The organism is Candidatus Goldiibacteriota bacterium HGW-Goldbacteria-1, assembly GCA_002839855.1.
In the GTDB taxonomy this organism is placed as follows: domain Bacteria; phylum Oederibacteriota; class PGYV01; order PGYV01; family PGYV01; genus PGYV01.
The window spans coordinates 87,524-104,546 of sequence record PGYV01000008.1 but is presented as its reverse complement, the minus strand read 5'-3'; the positions used below and the strand labels follow the sequence as shown (position 1 = coordinate 104,546).

At 43.8% G+C, this 17,023-nt stretch carries 12 protein-coding genes and 1 tRNA gene; all 13 read right to left on the bottom strand.

Features of this window, described 5'->3' with window-relative positions:
* Positions 1 to 329: 329 nt before the first annotated feature.
* Entirely contained in the window at positions 330 to 908 is a 579-nt protein-coding gene (locus CVV21_09745) for a hypothetical protein (protein PKL91066.1), read from the bottom strand.
* Positions 909 to 1,400, bottom strand: a complete 492-nt coding sequence (gene def / locus CVV21_09740) for a peptide deformylase (GenBank protein PKL91065.1) — start codon at positions 1,398 to 1,400, stop codon at positions 909 to 911.
* On the bottom strand, positions 1,397 to 1,942 hold the full coding sequence (locus CVV21_09735) for a hypothetical protein (protein PKL91064.1): 546 nt from the start codon (positions 1,940 to 1,942) through the stop codon (positions 1,397 to 1,399). The genes def and CVV21_09735 overlap by 4 nt, the downstream gene beginning before the upstream one ends.
* 103 nt (positions 1,943 to 2,045) lie before the next feature.
* On the bottom strand, positions 2,046 to 2,240 hold the full coding sequence (locus CVV21_09730) for a hypothetical protein (GenBank protein PKL91063.1): 195 nt from the start codon (positions 2,238 to 2,240) through the stop codon (positions 2,046 to 2,048).
* Complete coding sequence (locus CVV21_09725; protein ID PKL91062.1) at positions 2,197 to 7,455, bottom strand: hypothetical protein; 5,259 nt, start codon at positions 7,453 to 7,455, stop codon at positions 2,197 to 2,199. The genes CVV21_09730 and CVV21_09725 overlap by 44 nt, the downstream gene beginning before the upstream one ends.
* Positions 7,452 to 9,896 carry an ATP-dependent Clp protease ATP-binding subunit ClpC gene (locus CVV21_09720; protein ID PKL91061.1) on the bottom strand — a complete coding sequence of 815 codons (2,445 nt, stop codon included), beginning with the start codon at positions 9,894 to 9,896 and terminating at the stop codon, positions 7,452 to 7,454. Before CVV21_09720 ends, CVV21_09725 begins: the two co-directional genes overlap by 4 nt.
* Positions 9,897 to 9,953: 57 nt before the next feature.
* Positions 9,954 to 10,826: a branched-chain-amino-acid transaminase gene (ilvE, locus tag CVV21_09715; GenBank protein ID PKL91060.1), complete on the bottom strand. Its 873-nt coding sequence runs from the start codon at positions 10,824 to 10,826 to the stop codon at positions 9,954 to 9,956.
* 29 nt (positions 10,827 to 10,855) lie between these two features.
* On the bottom strand, positions 10,856 to 11,545 hold the full coding sequence (locus CVV21_09710) for a lipoprotein-releasing system ATP-binding protein LolD (GenBank protein ID PKL91059.1): 690 nt from the start codon (positions 11,543 to 11,545) through the stop codon (positions 10,856 to 10,858).
* Positions 11,538 to 12,773, bottom strand: a complete 1,236-nt coding sequence (locus tag CVV21_09705) for a lipoprotein-releasing system transmembrane subunit LolC (GenBank protein ID PKL91058.1) — start codon at positions 12,771 to 12,773, stop codon at positions 11,538 to 11,540. Before CVV21_09705 ends, CVV21_09710 begins: the two co-directional genes overlap by 8 nt.
* A gap of 301 nt (positions 12,774 to 13,074) precedes the next feature.
* On the bottom strand, positions 13,075 to 14,592 hold the full coding sequence (gene lysS / locus CVV21_09700; protein PKL91057.1) for a lysine--tRNA ligase: 1,518 nt from the start codon (positions 14,590 to 14,592) through the stop codon (positions 13,075 to 13,077).
* Position 14,593: 1 nt separating this feature from the next.
* Positions 14,594 to 15,445 (bottom strand): phosphatase, encoded by an 852-nt coding sequence (locus tag CVV21_09695; GenBank protein ID PKL91056.1) that lies wholly within the window; start codon positions 15,443 to 15,445, stop codon positions 14,594 to 14,596.
* A 100-nt stretch (positions 15,446 to 15,545) separates the two neighbouring features.
* Positions 15,546 to 15,619 (bottom strand) — tRNA-Gly (locus tag CVV21_09690).
* A gap of 448 nt (positions 15,620 to 16,067) precedes the next feature.
* Entirely contained in the window at positions 16,068 to 16,934 is an 867-nt protein-coding gene (locus tag CVV21_09685; GenBank protein ID PKL91055.1) for a 4Fe-4S ferredoxin, read from the bottom strand.
* Positions 16,935 to 17,023 lie beyond the last annotated feature (89 nt).

Below are 17,023 nucleotides of genomic sequence, written 5' to 3'. Positions count from 1 at the left end.
CGGGCAGGACTCGAACCTGCGACACTGTGGTTACGATCTGACTCCAATTACTTGGAGAGTCGGACTATACCATCACCATGGCATTTCTGCTTTAGGCGGCGGGTGTCTAGTCTCTGCACCTTCAATGAACTTTTCAGTTCAAGGCTTGGCTCAGGATTGCCCCATAGGGGTTTCCCTGAATTTACCCGCTTTTCACCTCAACGTTTCCGATGAGGGCTGCTAATTTCGGCGCTTACGCGCCGCGTGTACAGCCACATGCTCTACCGACTGAGCTACCAGGGAACTTATTAAATTGTATGCTCAATAGATTTTATATATTATCCTATGGTTTAGATGTTGTCAACAGGTTTTATGCCTATAAATATATACTTTTTAAACAGATATAACGCTAACACATCATAAACCGCGTGCATTGAAACAGCTGCCCAAAAACCCATATATTGGTATAAATACCCCATTACCACGCTTAACAAAAACATAATAACGCCGAAGACCGAGATGCTTACGCTTTTAGGATTAAAATAACCGTGTATTAATATAAACACAAATGACGTCAGCCATATTCCCCAGTACTGCTGCAATACCACCCTGAACAGGATTTCCTCACAAAATCCCGCAAGCAGCGCGATTATAATCATATCCGTCAGCTTTATATCAAACATTTTAAATAACGAACCCAGCAATTCCTGAACCGGTTTAAAGTAATTAATCCGCACAAGATAGTTCAGCGCAAACGCAAGAAGAACACCTATCCCCGTGCCGGCTAACAGCTGTACAGCAACAGGAGATATGCTGATAATATCAAACCATTTTTTCTTTTCCACAAAGAATATTACCAGCCACGCAATTACCGGCAGAGAAAGTTCCATTGACAGGGTTAACAGATATAAACTCTTCTTGTCTTTCATTTAATATGATTTCCTTGGGAAAAGGTCGCGTTTGGTGTTTTGTACCCTGTCTATAAAGAGGATTCCGTCCAAATGGTCAATTTCGTGCTGAAAGATAACGGCTTCAAAACCGTGCGCTTCAATTATTCTTTCTTCCCCATTATTATCCATATATTTCACCTTAACATAATCTCCGCGCTCCACATTACCCGTATAATCCGGTACGCTTAGACAACCTTCCCTGTTTATTGTACTGCCGGAAACCTGCAGAATCTGCGGATTTGCCATTAAAAGAAGGCCGTGAGAAACAGGCACTTTTTTATGCCCTGTGGCATCAACCACAACTATCCTTTTAAGTTCGCCCACCTGCGGAGCCGCGACACCCACGCACCCTTTACTGACATACATTCTGTCTTTAAGGCGTTCCATAAAACCGGCTGTTTTATCATCCATCTCTTTTATAAAAAACGATTTTTCCCTTAACAGAGGGTCAGGAAACTGGTGAATTTTCATAGAACCGCTTCTTCCACCTTTTCCATTGTCACATGCACGCCTAACTTTTTACCTTTAAGCTTAAGCGCCGCTTCAAGTTTTTTCCCGGCTTTATCAGTGCTTACGCACACTTCCATAAACATATAATACGCATGAGGTTTTACGCGCTCCGAGCTTTTTGTTTCAAGGTCTATTATATTACCGCCATTTTTAAATATCACTTCTGTCATCCCATTCACTATGCCGGGCTTGTCTGCCCCGCTTATAGAAACCGAATACACACACCCTTTTTCTGCGCTTTCTTTCATCTCTTTTTCTGATATAGTCCTTATATCAACCGTCATGTTAAACCTGTCCATAAATTTTGAAATCTCGCCGGAGAATTTGCCTTTATCATATTTTTTATCGCTTGATAAAAGCATTATCATGGAAAAAGTCTTTCTTAACATAAGCATGGATGAGTCTTCAATGTTGAAACTGAATTTTTTAAGGATGGTAGTAAGGGCGTATACCACGCCTTTTTTATCCACTCCGCCCGCTATTAACATCAAACGTTCTTTCATGATAACCTCCTAAAAGATTTATCCCATAAACTGTTATCCAATATCCCATAAATAAAATCAACTGCCGCGGGCTAAATCAACTACCGCACCCTAAAGGGTGCGCCTACCAGAACCAAACCAGCCGCCCAGCCGCCCAGCCGCCCAGCCGCCCAGCCGCCCAGCCGCCCAGCCGCCCAGCCGCCCAGCCGCCCAGCTGCCCAGCTGCCCAGCTGCCCAGCTGCCCAGCTGCCCAGCTGCCCAGCTGCCCAGCTACTTTACTTCGCCGGCGTCGGCCTTGGTTTTGCGCCCCAGCTGTCAAACTGCCACCTTAATTCATAACCAAGATAAAGTTCATCGCCGCCCAGATAGGGGTTTCCGAATGACTTATGGAAGATAAGTTTATTAATATCATCAAGGGTATATTCCATACCCAGCGTATGTTCAAAATCAAGCCCTGACTGCGCTTCTTCCATAATCCCTGTGGTGTCCACAAGTTTTCCCGTGTAGCCAAGATAAAACTTATCTGTTATATACTGCCCTATTTCCACTTCTGCCAGCGTCTTTTTTTCCGCGGTTCTTGTTGTGCTCTCGGGAGAATCCGTTCCCTGACCTACAATTTCAGAAAGCTTGGCGTCTATCTTTAAAACAGAGACAGGTAAAAACACCTGAATCTGTTCCGTCCCTTTTTTTATCCAGAAACTTGCTATGGCATCCGCCATTTTTGTAAAATCTTCAGGTTTTAAATTTGTAGTATCCCCCATATCCCTGCCCACTGTAACTATGTAAAGCAGCCTGTTATAGTCATTTCCTATTTCCGGCAGGATAGGGTCAGAAGTGAGGTCTATCTTTAAATTGCCCACCTTTCCGTACGCGTGCAGATTAACCTTAAGGTCCATCGTCTCTGTCTGCCCGTTTGCTTTATATACTTCCATTCTTCTGAACTTAGCAGATGCAAAGACATCCAAGACCGGCCTTGTAGAGCCGTCAAAAACCACCTTGGACTCCCTTAAATCATCCACTATAAAATCCGTGTTCATATATTTATAAACGCCTCTTATAATATTTAAATTTCCTGTAAGCTTCATGCTGTTACCCTTATCCTGAAGAAGCAGAGGGGAAGCGCCAAACTTAATATAAACATCAGCATAATTATTAAGGTAATTGCTGTAGAACCTTACGTTGTCCCCGCCGGTTAACTGCACATCCCACGTTATTTTTTTGGCAAAATTATCCTCGTCTTTTATTGTGGTATCCTCGCCTGCTTTTGTTTTGCTCTTAATAGGATACAGGTAGGTAAAGTCAGAAGCTTTAATGGTGCCTTTAATAAAAGGAGCTTCCAGTTTGCCGGTCATGGCAAGGTCAATATCCGCGTCGCCGCGTAAAAATTCCATATACGGTGTATCCGTGAACCTTATCCTGTCGCCTATATTGGTTATGCGCCAGTTTACCTCGTCCGGGCGGACAAACTTCATGATGCCGCCTTTTTTCTCGTCAAGGTTCTGTATCTTAATTGTACCGCGTTCCGTATCCCCCTTAAGGTCATATATATCTATTACATTGTCCCTTATAAGTATGTTAGCGTAAACGTGGCTTAACTCTTTAAACAGATATTTAAGCTTTATATTTCCGTCCGTTACGTCTATCTTGCCTGTCACTGACGGAAATTCTTTTGTCCCGGTAATACGCGCGGTAAGATTGGTAACACCCTGCGCTTCTTCAATGAAACCAAGAAATTTTAAAATAGACAAATCTCCGTCTTTTATGTGCGCTTTTAAATCCATCTGCTCACCGCGCATCTTTTCCGCCGCTTCTTCCGTCATAGGCACAGGTATCTTTCCGCCAAGGGTCAGTTCATATTTATCATCTTTGGTTAATATAATCGGCCCAATCGGCGACATGTCAAGCCAGTCATTTTTTAAAGACAGCACGCCGGATAAAACATCAAATTCAATCCCCGCGAAACTTCCATTTTTTATTGCCACCTGTATTGTAAGGCCTATTCCTTCTTTGCCGTTTCCGGATAATTTTACATTTCCCGCGGCAGTGCCTTCCCACGAAAAACCCAGCCCTATAAGGCCGTCTATAAGCTGCGGATCAAGTTCCTGGCAGTTTATATCAACAGCGGAATCACCGCTGTCGGACATTATCCTGCCGGAAGCATTAATTACTTTTACACCCGCCTGATTAAATGCTTCAAACTTTCTTATGTCCGTCCATTTTTTTTCAAAACCAATATCGCCCTTTAACCTGTACGCCCCTTTGCTTGTATTTAAAAGAAGCCCGTCTTTTGAATAATTTACCTTTATGATAAACGGGTTAAAAGTGTGATTTTTAAACTGAAAACCGTCGCCCGCAAACGAACCGTCAAAAAGGGCGTTGTCGCCGGTAACCAGCCTGCCGGCTATTCCAAGGTATCCGTTAAGCCTGTTGCCCTGCAGTTTATAATCAAGTGCCTGCATTTTAATATCGGTGAAAACCGTTTTATCATCCGCAAAAGTTACCGTACTTCCCGCCAGATCCAATGAAGTCTTTCTGTAGTACAGCAGGGCTTTTTCCAGAAAAAGTTTTCTGTCTTTATAGGCATATTTCACTTCCAGATCGTTAAAATCCATACCCGCAATTCTGCCGTCCACAGCCAGAAAATCACCCAAAGCCTCAAGTTTGCCGGGCCTGCCGCCCAGCTTTCCGCTGCCATTTAACCTTCCCGAACCTTCAAACCCGCTGTCAAAAATAGATGCGGCTTTTTTAATATCCATATTAACAACATTATAATCCGCGGAAATTTCACGCGCTTTTATTTTATCGCCTTTTACATCAAAAGCCATTTTTCCGTTAAGTTTTATAAGCCCTGTATCCTGCACTATTTCGGCGTTTACAGAAGCCTTTTTCGCCTCACCGGATACCTTTATTTCCCCCCTTAACAGCGAATCCTTTGCAAGCCCGTCCCTTTTTAAACCCGCAAGCCGGTAAACGGGATATAGGTCAGCGTCTTTAATTTTAATCAGCGCGTCTATCAGCGGCTTATCGCCGTAAATAAATTTTCCTGCGGCAGAATAAGTTTCTCCCCATGACGCCCTGAACTCTCCGTCCTGCCCCTTCTTGCCCCTAAGCGTTACATCAAGCACCGGAACTGCGTTACCGTTAAAATAAATATTTTCAGCTTTAAATTTGGAAAAAATTCCGGCCATATCCTCAGCAAGGTTCAGCACAATGCTGTTTGATAACGCCGCATCCGCCTTTAAAGCCCGGTTAATCTGATAATTCTTCATCCGGCCGTTCATGTGCAGCGCGACATCGGACCCGTTTGTCACGGTACATGTGCCCGAAGATACAAGCGAACCTTCGGACTGATTAACGTCAAATTTTTCAACCGCGAACTGATTTTCAGCGCCCTGGGCTTTCAATTCAATACTGCGGTAAATTCCGCTGCCGTATTTAACATCCACCCCTATTTTTCCGCCATATCCGGTGGCCTCTTTTTTCACAAGCATTCCGCCGTTTATAACACTGTTATCAATAAATTCAATTCCGGTAATTTCCTTAACCACCCCGCCTTTTAACCCTTTAATATCGGCATTAATCTGAAAAAGTTTATTTTTAAGGGAAAATTCCGCGCTGCCTTTAAACCCTCCCGAAAAATCCACGCCGCTTACTTTAAGCTCGTTTTTCGCAAGTTCAGCCCTGCCTTTAACGGTATATTTCTGCCCTTTTATTTCCAGCCTGTCAGACTTAACATCAAGCGCTATCTGCGGGGAATCAACGGCGCCTTTTATTTCAAGCAGCGCGTTTATAATACCGTCAATATCCTTGCCTCTGAAATATGCAATATCGGCCTTTGAAATTACAAGGCCGTTTACCTGCCCGTTTACGTTAAGCTGTTTTGTCTTTATGCCGTAATCACCGGCCACCTTAACAAGCGTGCTATTTTTATCCTTAAGCGTCATTGTACTGGCGGATATAATATCATCTTTCACCGTAATCCCCGCGTCCAGTTTAAGCGCGCTGTATTTTCCGTAATCAAAAACAGTTGAATTAACCGCTTTAAAAGACCCTTTTGAAAAAGTAAAAGCCGAAGTGACATTTCTGATTTCGCTGCCTTTAAACGAAAGCATCCCCGACTTTATCAAAGCCGACGCACCCGGCGTTACCAGCGTGCCGTAAGCGTTGAAGTTAATATCCGCTATGCCGGCAAATTCACGGCCGGAGCTTATTTTTTCCGCGTGCAGCTGCCTTAAAGTTATGCCAAGGTCTATTTTCTTATCCTTTGCAAGCTGAATTTTACCCTTCCCTCCAAGTGTTCCGCCGCCCACCGTCCCCGAAACACTTTTCAGATTTAACGTCTGCGCATCATATGACAGGTCCGCCCTAAGCGATTTTATGGGGGCATCCCACAGCGCCCCTTTATCCCAAAACAGCCCGCCTTCCGCCTTTAAATCTTCCTGATAGCCCTTAAAATTAAAAGCAGCCCTTAAGCTGCCGCTTAAGATGTCTTTATTTATCTGCTCCGCTTTTATTTCCGACAGACTGAATACGCCGTCATAAAAAGGTTTTTCATAAATATCAGACGCTTTCGCTTTTATAATACCTTTGCCGCCGTAAACATCAAAACTTATGCCTGTAATTTCGGCCGCGGAATTTTCAACATTTAAAACGCCGCTTATATTTTCAAGATAAGGCCCGTTTATAAACTGCACCATTCCGCCTTGCATGGCTGCGTTGGCAGAAATCTTCATTTTATCGGGTTTAAACTCCGCGCCTGTTATCTTTGCCAAAAGCGATATTTTGCCCCCGTTAACGCGTATCTGTCCCGGCTGCGATACATATTCCGCCCAGTTTGAAAGCAGTTCATCCTTAAGCGATAATACGCCGCCAAAATCACCGCCGTTTAACGGCTGACTGTAATTTACGCTGAAATTTTTTCTGTCGCTTCCGGGTGTTTTTCCGGCAAGAAATATCTTAAACCTGCTGTTTTTATCAACCAGGGTAAAAGAGCCTTTTAAGGAAGAAATGCGGGTGCTGAAATTTTTATCAGCATCAAAATATTTTATAACGCCGTTTTCTATGAGTATGCGGTTAACAGGAAGCGCGGGCATGCCGCCCGATGAAGGAGAAACCTCCGGAAAGGGGGTTTCAAAAAACCTTGAAATATTAAACACGCCTTTATCTTTTTCTATGTTTACCGCAGGCCCGTCCACAATAATATGCGACAACAGCGTTTCCATATTTCTCTTTTTCAGAAAATAATCAACAAAATTAAAGCGTATTATCACTTTTTTTATGGATGCAATTTCCCCGGCAACAGCGGCTGTTCTTGCGGCCGGAATTGACACATTGCTTATTATTATATTATCCACAAACCCAAGCTTTATGGCGCCTACATGGATATTTCTTCCGGTCGCCTTAAACAGTTCGGCTTCCACGTAATCTTTGGCATAATCAGTGATAAAACCGCTTTTCATAGCTATCACCAATACCGCCGCAAGCACAGCTGTAACGGTAAGCAGTACCGTAAAAACGCTTCTTAATACTTTCAAGGTTTATCCTTAAATACCAGCTTTTCTTCTTCCCTTTCCACGTCTATTTTCTTTGAACCTTTCACATTGCCTTCAAGTATCTTTTCCGCCAGCGGGTCTTCCAGAAGGCTTTGTATGGAACGCCTTAACGGCCTTGCCCCATACATAGGGTTAAACCCTTTTTCCGCGATAAGTTCCCTGGCTGAATCGGATATTTTCACTTCCATGCCTTTTTCACCAAGGCGCTTTAATACATCCACAAGCATAATATCCACTATTTTGCCCACGTCGTCTTTTGCCAGCGGATGGAAAACAATTATTTCATCCACCCGGTTTAGAAGCTCCGGGTTCATGGCTTTTTTCAGGTCTTCCATAACGTGCTCTTTCATCTTTTCATAGGAAATTTCTCCGGAAGCCTCACGGGAAAAGCCAAGAGTCTTGCTTCTTTCAATATGCTTTGACCCTATATTTGAAGTGATGATGACAACAGTGTTTTTAAAATCCACCACCCTTCCTATGGAATCCGTAAGCCTTCCGTTTTCTAAAAGCTGAAGAAGGATGTTAAAAACTTCCGGGTGCGCTTTTTCTATTTCATCAAAAAGCACAACCGAATACGGCCTGCGCCTTACTTTTTCTGTAAGCTGGCCTCCGTCTTCAAAACCCACATAGCCGGGAGGCGCCCCTGTTAAACGCGACACGGCAAATTTTTCCATGTATTCAGACATGTCTATTCTTATAAGCGCTTCCCTGTCTTCAAAGAGAATGTCGGCAAGCGACCTTGCCATTTCTGTTTTTCCTACCCCCGTAGGCCCTAAAAAAATAAACGAACCAATGGGTTTGTTAGGATCAGACATCCCGGAACGCGAGCGCCTTATTGCCTTGGAAACTGCCTTTATGGCCTCTTCCTGCCCTATAAGCCTTTTGCCAAACTCTTCTTCCATCTTTAAAAGTTTTTCTGACTCTTTTTCTTCAAGTTTGTAAAGCGGCACGCCTGTCTGTTTGGATATTATATAGGCTATGTCTTCCGCTTTTACCACCGGCACTTTTTTAGCCTTGCTATTGTCAAACTTTTTCTTCATTTCCACGCGCCTGCGGTTAAGTTCATTTATTTTATCCCTGAACCCCGCCGCCTTTTCATATTCCTGCGCTTTGGCCGAAGATTCAAGCTCCTTGCGGACATTCTCTATTTCCTTATCCACTTCCCTTATATCTTCCGGAAGGGTCGTGGCGTATAACCTTGCCCTGGCTCCCGCTTCGTCAATTAAATCAATCGCCTTATCCGGCAGAAACCTCTCTGTGATGTACCTGTTAGAAAGTTTAGTGGCCGCTTCTATGGCTTCATCCTCGTATGTCACTTTGTGGTGCGCCTCGTATTTGTCTTTTAACCCTTTTATTATCTCTATAGTCTGGTCTATGGACGGCGCTTTTACAATTATGGATTGAAAACGCCTCTCCAGCGCCCCGTCTTTTTCTATGTGTTTGCGGTACTCGTTCAAAGTGGTTGCTCCAATACACTGAAATTCGCCCCTTGCAAGCGGCGGCTTTAACATATTAGACGCATCAATAGCGCCTTCGGCTGCACCCGCGCCTACAATTGTATGAAGTTCATCAATGAAAAGAATTACGGTGTTATTGGAATGCCTTACTTCGTTAATAATGGTCTTTAACCTTTCTTCAAATTCACCCCTGTATTTGGTGCCGGCCACAACAGATGCCAGATCCAAAGTCACGACCCTTTTATTCAAAAGCAGTTCCGGCACTTCGCCTTTTATTATTTTCTGCGCAAGGCCTTCCACTATAGCGGTCTTGCCCACTCCCGGCTCGCCGATAAGTACGGGGTTATTTTTTGTCCTTCTGCTTAATATCTGAATAACGCGCTCTATTTCGTCTTCCCTGCCGATGACAGGGTCAAGCTTGTTGTCACGCGCCAGCGTTGTAAGGTCACGCCCAAAATTATCAAGTGTGGGTGTTGCGGTTTTTGAAACGGCAGCGCCCTGAAAATTGGGAAGTTTTGCCGGCGAACTTGTGCCCAGGATATTAATTGTCATTTCTTTTGCTTTTTTGTAATTGACCCCGACTTCTTTAAGCACGCGCGAAGCCAGCCCGTCTTCTTCTTTTAAAAGCCCAAGCAGCATGTGCTCTGTGCCTATGTAATTGTGCCCCATAAGCTGCGACTCTTCAGCCGCGTACTGAAACGCCCTTTTGCTTACGGGAGTGAAAGGAATTTCACCGGCAAGCATGGTGGAAGTGGCGGAATCCACTATTTTTTCTTCCACTTCAAGTTTAAGTTTTTCCAGGTCTATATTTAAAGTTTCCATAACAGCAGCGGCCATTCCTCCGCCGTCTTTTATTATCCCAAGCAGAATGTGTTCCGTACCCACATAATCATGCCCCAGCCTCTGCGCCTCTTCTTTGGCAAATGCCACAACTTTTCTTGCCCTGTCGGTAAATTTGTCAAACATGGTTCACCTCTTTATGCCATAGTTAACGCGCGCAAAAGCACCTGCTCTGACTGTTTTTTATTTAACCTTAACGCCCATTGTAACGGTCTTCTTTTTAAATTCCGCTAATATCTTTTTTGTAAACGGCCCCGGCACGCCTTCGCCTATAGCCCTTCCGTCTATTCTTGTAACGGGAATAACCTTGGCCGCGGTTCCGGTCAGGAAACATTCATCAGCCGTGTAAAGGTCGTACCTTGTAACGATTGTCTCAAATACATCCATTTTAAGTTCTTCCCCTATTTCCAATACCGTCCTTCTTGTCATGCCGCCCAAAGCGCCGCTTGTAAGGGTTGGCGTGTACAGCTTCCCTTTTTTAATATGAAAAACATTGTCTCCCGTGGCTTCTGCCACGTGCCCAAGGTTATTTATCATTATAGCTTCCGCGGAACCGTGGTTGCCGGCTTCCATTTTTGCCAGAATATTATTCAGATAGTTAAGCGACTTAACCCTTGGTTCCAGCGTTTCGCTTAAGTTGCGCCTTACCGCCACCGTTGTAATAAACATGCCATTTTTATATAACTCTTCCGGATACAAACTTATATTCGCCGCTATAATAAAAAACGTCACGCCCTCCGTACATTTTCTTGGGTCCAGCCCAAGGTCGCCTACGCCCCTTGTGACCACAAGCCTTATATAACCATCTTTTAACTTGTTTGCCTTTACCGTTTCCACCACCTGCTTAATCATATCTTCCTGTTTCATTCCAATATCCATATTAAGAAACTTAGCGGAATCATAAAGCCTTTCTATATGATCCCTTAACCTGAATACATTATTTGAATAAACCCTTATTCCTTCAAATATCCCGTCGCCGTATAACAAACCATGATCAAACACAGATACTACAGCTTTCTCTTTTGGTACCATCTTCCCGTTAAGATTAATCAGCATACTTTCCTCCTATAAAATTATATTATAATTTATCTTACATTTTTAATGCTTGCTATGTTGCCGTCCTCTATTAATACTATTCTGTTGCCTATAGAAGTCAAGTGTTCGTTATGCGTTACAATTACAAAAGTGTGTCCGAAACTGCGGTTGAAATCCAGTATCACTTTATGAATAATTTCCGCGTTTGCCTTGTCCAGATTGCCGGTGGGTTCATCCGCGAACACAATGTCAGGGTCATTAATAAGCGACCTGGCAATTGCCACCCTCTGCTGCTCTCCTCCGGACAATTCGCTGGGCTTATGTGTCAGCCTTCCGCCCAGGCCTATGGTGATAAGAAGTTTTTTTGCTTTTTCAAGCGCCTCTTTTTTATTTATACCCGCAATCATTGCCGGCATGGCCACGTTTTCCATGGCGTTAAATTCAGGCAACAAATGATGAAACTGGAATATGAAACCCAGCCTTTTGCTGCGAAGCATTGCAAGTTTTTCATCATTAAGCGTGTACATATCTTCGTCGTTTAAAAGCACCCTTCCGCTGCCCGGCCTGCTTAAGCCGCCAAGAATGGCAAGAAGCGTGCTTTTCCCGGCGCCCGAAGGCCCCACTATCATAAGCAGTTCGCCTTTTTTAACTTCCAGGTTTACGCTCTTTAAAACATTAAGCTGGTTCTTGCCTGTTTCAAACGTCTTTCTTATATCCCTTGCCGTCATTATGTTACTCATAACGCACCGCCTCTACAGGGTCCAGTTTGGACGCGTGATAAGAAGGGTAAAGCGTCGCAAAAAACGATATTATAATCGCCGCAATTGGGATTATAATTACTTCGGAAAATTTCAGCGATACCGCAAGTTTGTCAATGTAATACACGCTGCCGCCTCCCGGCATGGAAATGGGGTATGCTTTTAAATATATGCATATAAGCACGCCCGAAACAAATCCTATAACCGCGCCCAGGATGCCCGTAGCCACCCCCTGTATTATAAAAATATTCATAACATCGCTGTTGCTTGCGCCCATTGATTTTAGAATACCTATATCTTTTGTTTTTCTCATTACAATCATTATAAGGGTGGACGCGATATTGAACGCCGCCACCAGGACCACAAGAAGCAGAATTATAAACATCGCAAGTTTTTCAATCTTCAGCGCGGAAAAAAGGTTCTTATTCAAAGACATCCAGTCGCGCGCCCATAGGTCTTTATATATTCTGTGAATCTCTGTGGCAACTATTGTCGCGTTTTCAAGTTTGTCTGTTTTTATGGCTATGCCTGTTGCCACGTCACCGCGGTTGAATAATTTCTGAACCGTATCCATTGACGCGTAGGCAAACGTAGTATCGTAATCATACATTCCCGCTTCAAAGACGCCCACTATGCGCATCCTGCTCATTTTAGGAATCATGCCTGTAGGGGTCTGCTGAAACACCGGCGAGATAACAATAATTTCATCTCCCAGTTCCGCGCCTATATTATTCATAAGTTCCTTGCCAAGCACAATGCCGCGTTTGCCGTCAGGAAGCTCCCTCATTATAAAATCCATATCGCCTTTTATTATGTTTTTTTCAAGGTTGTTCACCGATGACATGCTTGAAGGTTCTATACCCCATAAAAGCATACCTTCCACTTTTTCGCCGGACTTTAACATAACCTGCCCCATGAAATAGGGGGCTGCAGCTTTTACGTGCTGAATTTTTTTAATACCCTTCATTTTCTCTTTGTAACCGGAAATACCCTCTTTGGTATAAGACGATACAACCACGTGGGCATTGGTGCCTATTATTTTGTCTCGGATGTCCTCGTGGAACCCGTTCATGACGGAAATAACAACAATAAGCGCGGTTACGCCCAGCGCAATGCCCGCCACGGAAAGAATTGAAATAAGGTTTATAAAACCTTTCTTCTTTGCAGACAGATAACGCAATCCTATAAAGTAATTAAAAGGCCTTGGCATAATACTCAACTCCTTTATTCTGATGCTTGGACGCTTGGATGGTTGGATGCTTGGCAAAACCAACCGACATTCCAATCCGCCATTTATATTTTTATCTTAAATATTTTACGTTCCAACTACCGCACCCTAAAGGGTGCGCCTACCAGTACAAAAAATAGCACTTTAGCAGTTTAAGCAATTAAGCTATAGCGAAACTAGTTCTTTTGCCTTCCGCTTATGCTTAACTGCCTAATGCTTAACTGCTTATGGCTTAATAGGCTCTTTCTAAGCTTCTAAGCATCCAACCATCCAAGCGTCTAAATTACTTCTCCGGCCTTAACAGCGGAAACAAAATTACATCCCTTATCGAAGCTGAATCGGTTAAAAACATTATCAGCCTGTCAATACCAATTCCAAGGCCGCCCGCCGGCGGCATTCCATATTTTAACGCTTCCACGTAATCTTCATCAATTGCCTTTGCCACTTCGCCATGCGTGTCCATATCTATCTGCTGCCTGAACCTTCTTTCCTGGTCTTCGGAATCATTAAGTTCCGAAAATCCATTGGCAAGTTCGCGCCCAAAAATATACGGTTCAAAACGCTCTGTAATAGCCGGATTGTTTCTGTTTACTTTTGCCAGCGGCGAAATTTCCACCGGGAAATCGGTTATAAAAACCGGCCCCATTAATTTAGGTTCCACAAGTTCGCCGAATACAAGTTCTAAAAGTTCCCCGCGCAGCGCGCCGGGGCGCACATCCACTTCTTTTGCCTTTAATATCTCTTCAAGCTGGGCTTCAGACTTTGAATCAAAATCAATTTCCGCGTACTCTTTAATCGCGTCCTTCATGGAAATCCTTTTCCACGGCGGCGTCAGGTCAATTTCCGAGCCCTGGTATGTGATAACCATTCTGCCAAGCAGTTTATCCGCAAGGTGCGCTATCATTTCTTCGCACAGGTTCATGACTCCCTGAAAATCGGTGTACGCCTGATACAGCTCCACCATTGTGAATTCCGGGTTATGCTTTATGGATATGCCTTCGTTTCTGAAGTTACGGTTTATTTCATACACCTTTTCAAAGCCGCCCACAAGCAGCCTTTTAAGATAAAGCTCCGGCGCTATCCTCATGTATAAATCCATATCCAGCGCGTTGTGGTGCGTTAAAAAAGGTTTCGCCTTGGCGCCGCCGGGTATCGCCTGCATCATGGGAGTTTCCACTTCCAGAAAACCGCGCGAATCCAGAAAGTTCCTTATCTCTTTAATTATCTTTGTCCTTAAAACAAAAGTATTCATTACCTCTTCGTTTGAAATTAAATCAAGGTACCTTTTGCGGTAGCGGGTTTCTTTATCTTTCAGCCCGTGCCATTTTTCCGGAAGCGGCAGCAGCGACTTTGTTAAAAGGTCAAACTTGTCCGCCTTTACCGTAAGTTCGCCTGTCTTTGTTTTAAATACTTTTCCTTCCACGCCGAAAATGTCGCCTATATCCATCTTTTTAAAATCTTCATAAGCTTCATCGCCCACCGCGTCTTTTCTTATGTAAACCTGAATAATTCCGGAAAAATCCTTTAAGTTTGCAAACGTTGTCTTGCCATGTCCCCTTATACTCATTATTCTGCCGCATGCGCGTTCAACAATATCACCTTCCACGCCCTCTGCCACTGAACCATTGCGCTCTTTAATTTCAGCAATTGTGCCGCTTCTGTCATAGCCGTACTTGTACGGTACATTTCCCTTATTTACAAAATATTCAAGGTTGTCTTTTCTGGCTTTTAAAAGTTCAGATTCGCTTAGCACCGGCTGTTCGGGCACGGCGTTAACATCATGCTTCTTTCCCTGTTCCATCTTATTCTCCATAAACTTTATTTTTGAATTTTTGTATCTTGTCGTAATATTCGTAAGGAAGCCTTATCTTTCCTATCCTTGTGTAATCCTTTGAAGTCCCGTGGCAGTCGGAGCCTCCGCTTACCAGAAGGTTATTGGCATTGGCAATATCCATGTATTTATTCATGTCTTCATAAGTATGGTCAGGATGAAACACCTCTATCCCGTTTAACCCTTCCTTTGCCCACTGCGGTATCATTTCATCCGCGTTAAACAAACCCGGATGCGCCAGTATTGAAACTCCTTTTACTTCTTTTACAAGCGTTATTGCTTCCTGCACGGTAAGCTTGGCTTTTGCCACATACGCCACCCTGTCTTCAGCAAGAAACCTGGCAAAAGCGTCCTTTATGTTTTTCGCGTAATTCTTCTGTACCATAAGTTTCGCGATGTGAAGCCTGCCCGCATTGTTTATATTTTCGGTAAATTCAAACAGGTCTTCAAACGCTATGTCCATGTTAAGTTCTTTAAGCTTGCTTATTATTTTCTTCGCGCGCTCCGTGCGTTTCTTCTGAAAGTAGGTAAGTTTCTTTACAAACTCCTGGTTTTTCCAATCCACAAAAAGCGCCACTATGTGAATTTCTTTATTGTTATGAATAGCGGATAATTCTATACCCGGGACAAACTTCACCCCGTACTTTTTTGACATTTCAATACCTTCAGGAACACCTGCAACGGTGTCGTGGTCGGTAATTGCAATGGCTTCAAGGCCGCTGTCTTTTGCCCTTTGAAATACCTCTTCAACGGTGTTTGTGCCGTCCGACTTCCTTGTATGAATGTGAAGGTCGGCCCATTTATCAGACTCTTTAAGTATCACTTTTTACTCCAAATATATTTCAGGCGGCCAAAAGGCCGCCGTCAGGATCTTAATTTCACATTATGGCAAATATTTCACGGCAAAAATATAACGTTTAAAATGGAGCGGGTGAAGGGAATCGAACCCTCGTCTCAAGCTTGGGAAGCTCGCATTCTGCCACTGAACTACACCCGCAAACATTAATATATATAATATATAATTTTAAGGGATTTTTCAACGTAAATATGCGGAAATACGGAGGCTTGGACGCTTGGAGGTTTGGTATAGATCTGGTAGGCGCACCCTTCAGGGTGCTGCAGTTGAATTATTATAAAATATCCGAATTGCGGAGCCTCTGCGCTGCAACTTTTACGCTATTGCCTCTGCTTATAACTTAATACGCTTTTATTATCACTGTCCCTTCTGCTTTCTCTCGTAAAAAAATTAAATATAAATCAACTGCCGCGGGCTAAAGACCCGCGTCTACCATTACAAAACATAGCTCTTTAACAGTTTAAGCAATTAAGCTATAGCGAAACTTGCTCTTTTAGCCTTCCGCTTATGCTTAACTGCCTAATGCTTATCTGCTTATAGTCTCTCTCTTACCAAGCTTCCAAGCATCTAACCATCCAAGCTTCTATTATTATATCCACTTCTCTTCCAGCACTTCGCCTTCCAGGCTTATTGTTACCGCCTTTATCGGCACTTTGCGCTGCGCTTTTTCAATTCCCGCTTTTGCCATCTGCACAAGGCCGCCGCAGCACGGCACCTGCATCCTTACAACGGTTAAGGTATTTATCTTTGCCTGGTCTGCCATTGCGGCAATTTTCTCCACATAAACATCCATGTCAGAATCCAGCTTTGGGCATGCAATGGCAAGGGCTTTATTACGTAAAAAATCTTTATGAAAACTGCCCATGGCATACGCCACGCAGTCAGCTGCAAGCACCACATCCGCGCCGTTAAAGTAAGGCGCCGCGGGTGATACAAGGTGAAGCTGCACAGGCCACTGCCGCAATTCCGAGGGCGCCGAACCATTATCATTATGATGTTCGTGATGTTTGTGTTTTGTATTGTCAATCATGCGCGAACCGGGGCACCCTCCGCCGTGGCCTTTATGCTCGTGATGACTGTGATGCCCGTGAGCAGCCGGTTCTTCTTCATCAAATGTGATATTGTTTTCCTTTAACACTTCTCGTGCGGTTTTAAGATAGCCGTCCTGCCCGTGGTCACGCAGATGTTTCATATGCGCTTTAACCGTGTTAATACCCTGTTTTATTATGTTTTTTATCACGCGTTTTTCATCATATTCTTCCACATCTTTCTTAATTACTTTTAAAGCGTCCTTAGGGCATTCACCCACACATGCGCCAAGTCCGTCACAAAGGTAATCCGCCACAAGCCTTACTTTGCCGTCAATTACCTGAAGCGCGCCTTCCGGGCATCCGGGAATGCAGTTTCCGCACCCGTCGCATTTCTGTTCGTCAATTTCTATCACTTCGCGAATCATATTCCACCTCCGTAATTTTTCTTGATTGAATTATACAAGATAGTATATCACCTGTCAAGTGATATTCTACGGAAGAAAGTTGCAAGTTA

Excerpts from the sequence above, each read along its gene's own strand:
- CVV21_09685 (PKL91055.1), bottom strand. The coding sequence starts at position 16,934 with ATGATTCGCGAAGTGATAGAAATTGACGAACAGAAATGCGACGGGTGC.
- CVV21_09735 (PKL91064.1), bottom strand. The coding sequence starts at position 1,942 with ATGAAAGAACGTTTGATGTTAATAGCGGGCGGAGTGGATAAAAAAGGC.
- CVV21_09705 (PKL91058.1), bottom strand. The coding sequence starts at position 12,773 with ATGCCAAGGCCTTTTAATTACTTTATAGGATTGCGTTATCTGTCTGCA.
- CVV21_09710 (PKL91059.1), bottom strand. The coding sequence starts at position 11,545 with ATGAGTAACATAATGACGGCAAGGGATATAAGAAAGACGTTTGAAACA.
- def (PKL91065.1), bottom strand. The coding sequence starts at position 1,400 with ATGAAAATTCACCAGTTTCCTGACCCTCTGTTAAGGGAAAAATCGTTT.
- CVV21_09720 (PKL91061.1), bottom strand. The coding sequence starts at position 9,896 with ATGTTTGACAAATTTACCGACAGGGCAAGAAAAGTTGTGGCATTTGCC.
- CVV21_09745 (PKL91066.1), bottom strand. The coding sequence starts at position 908 with ATGAAAGACAAGAAGAGTTTATATCTGTTAACCCTGTCAATGGAACTT.
- ilvE (PKL91060.1), bottom strand. The coding sequence starts at position 10,826 with ATGCTGATTAATCTTAACGGGAAGATGGTACCAAAAGAGAAAGCTGTA.
- lysS (PKL91057.1), bottom strand. The coding sequence starts at position 14,592 with ATGGAACAGGGAAAGAAGCATGATGTTAACGCCGTGCCCGAACAGCCG.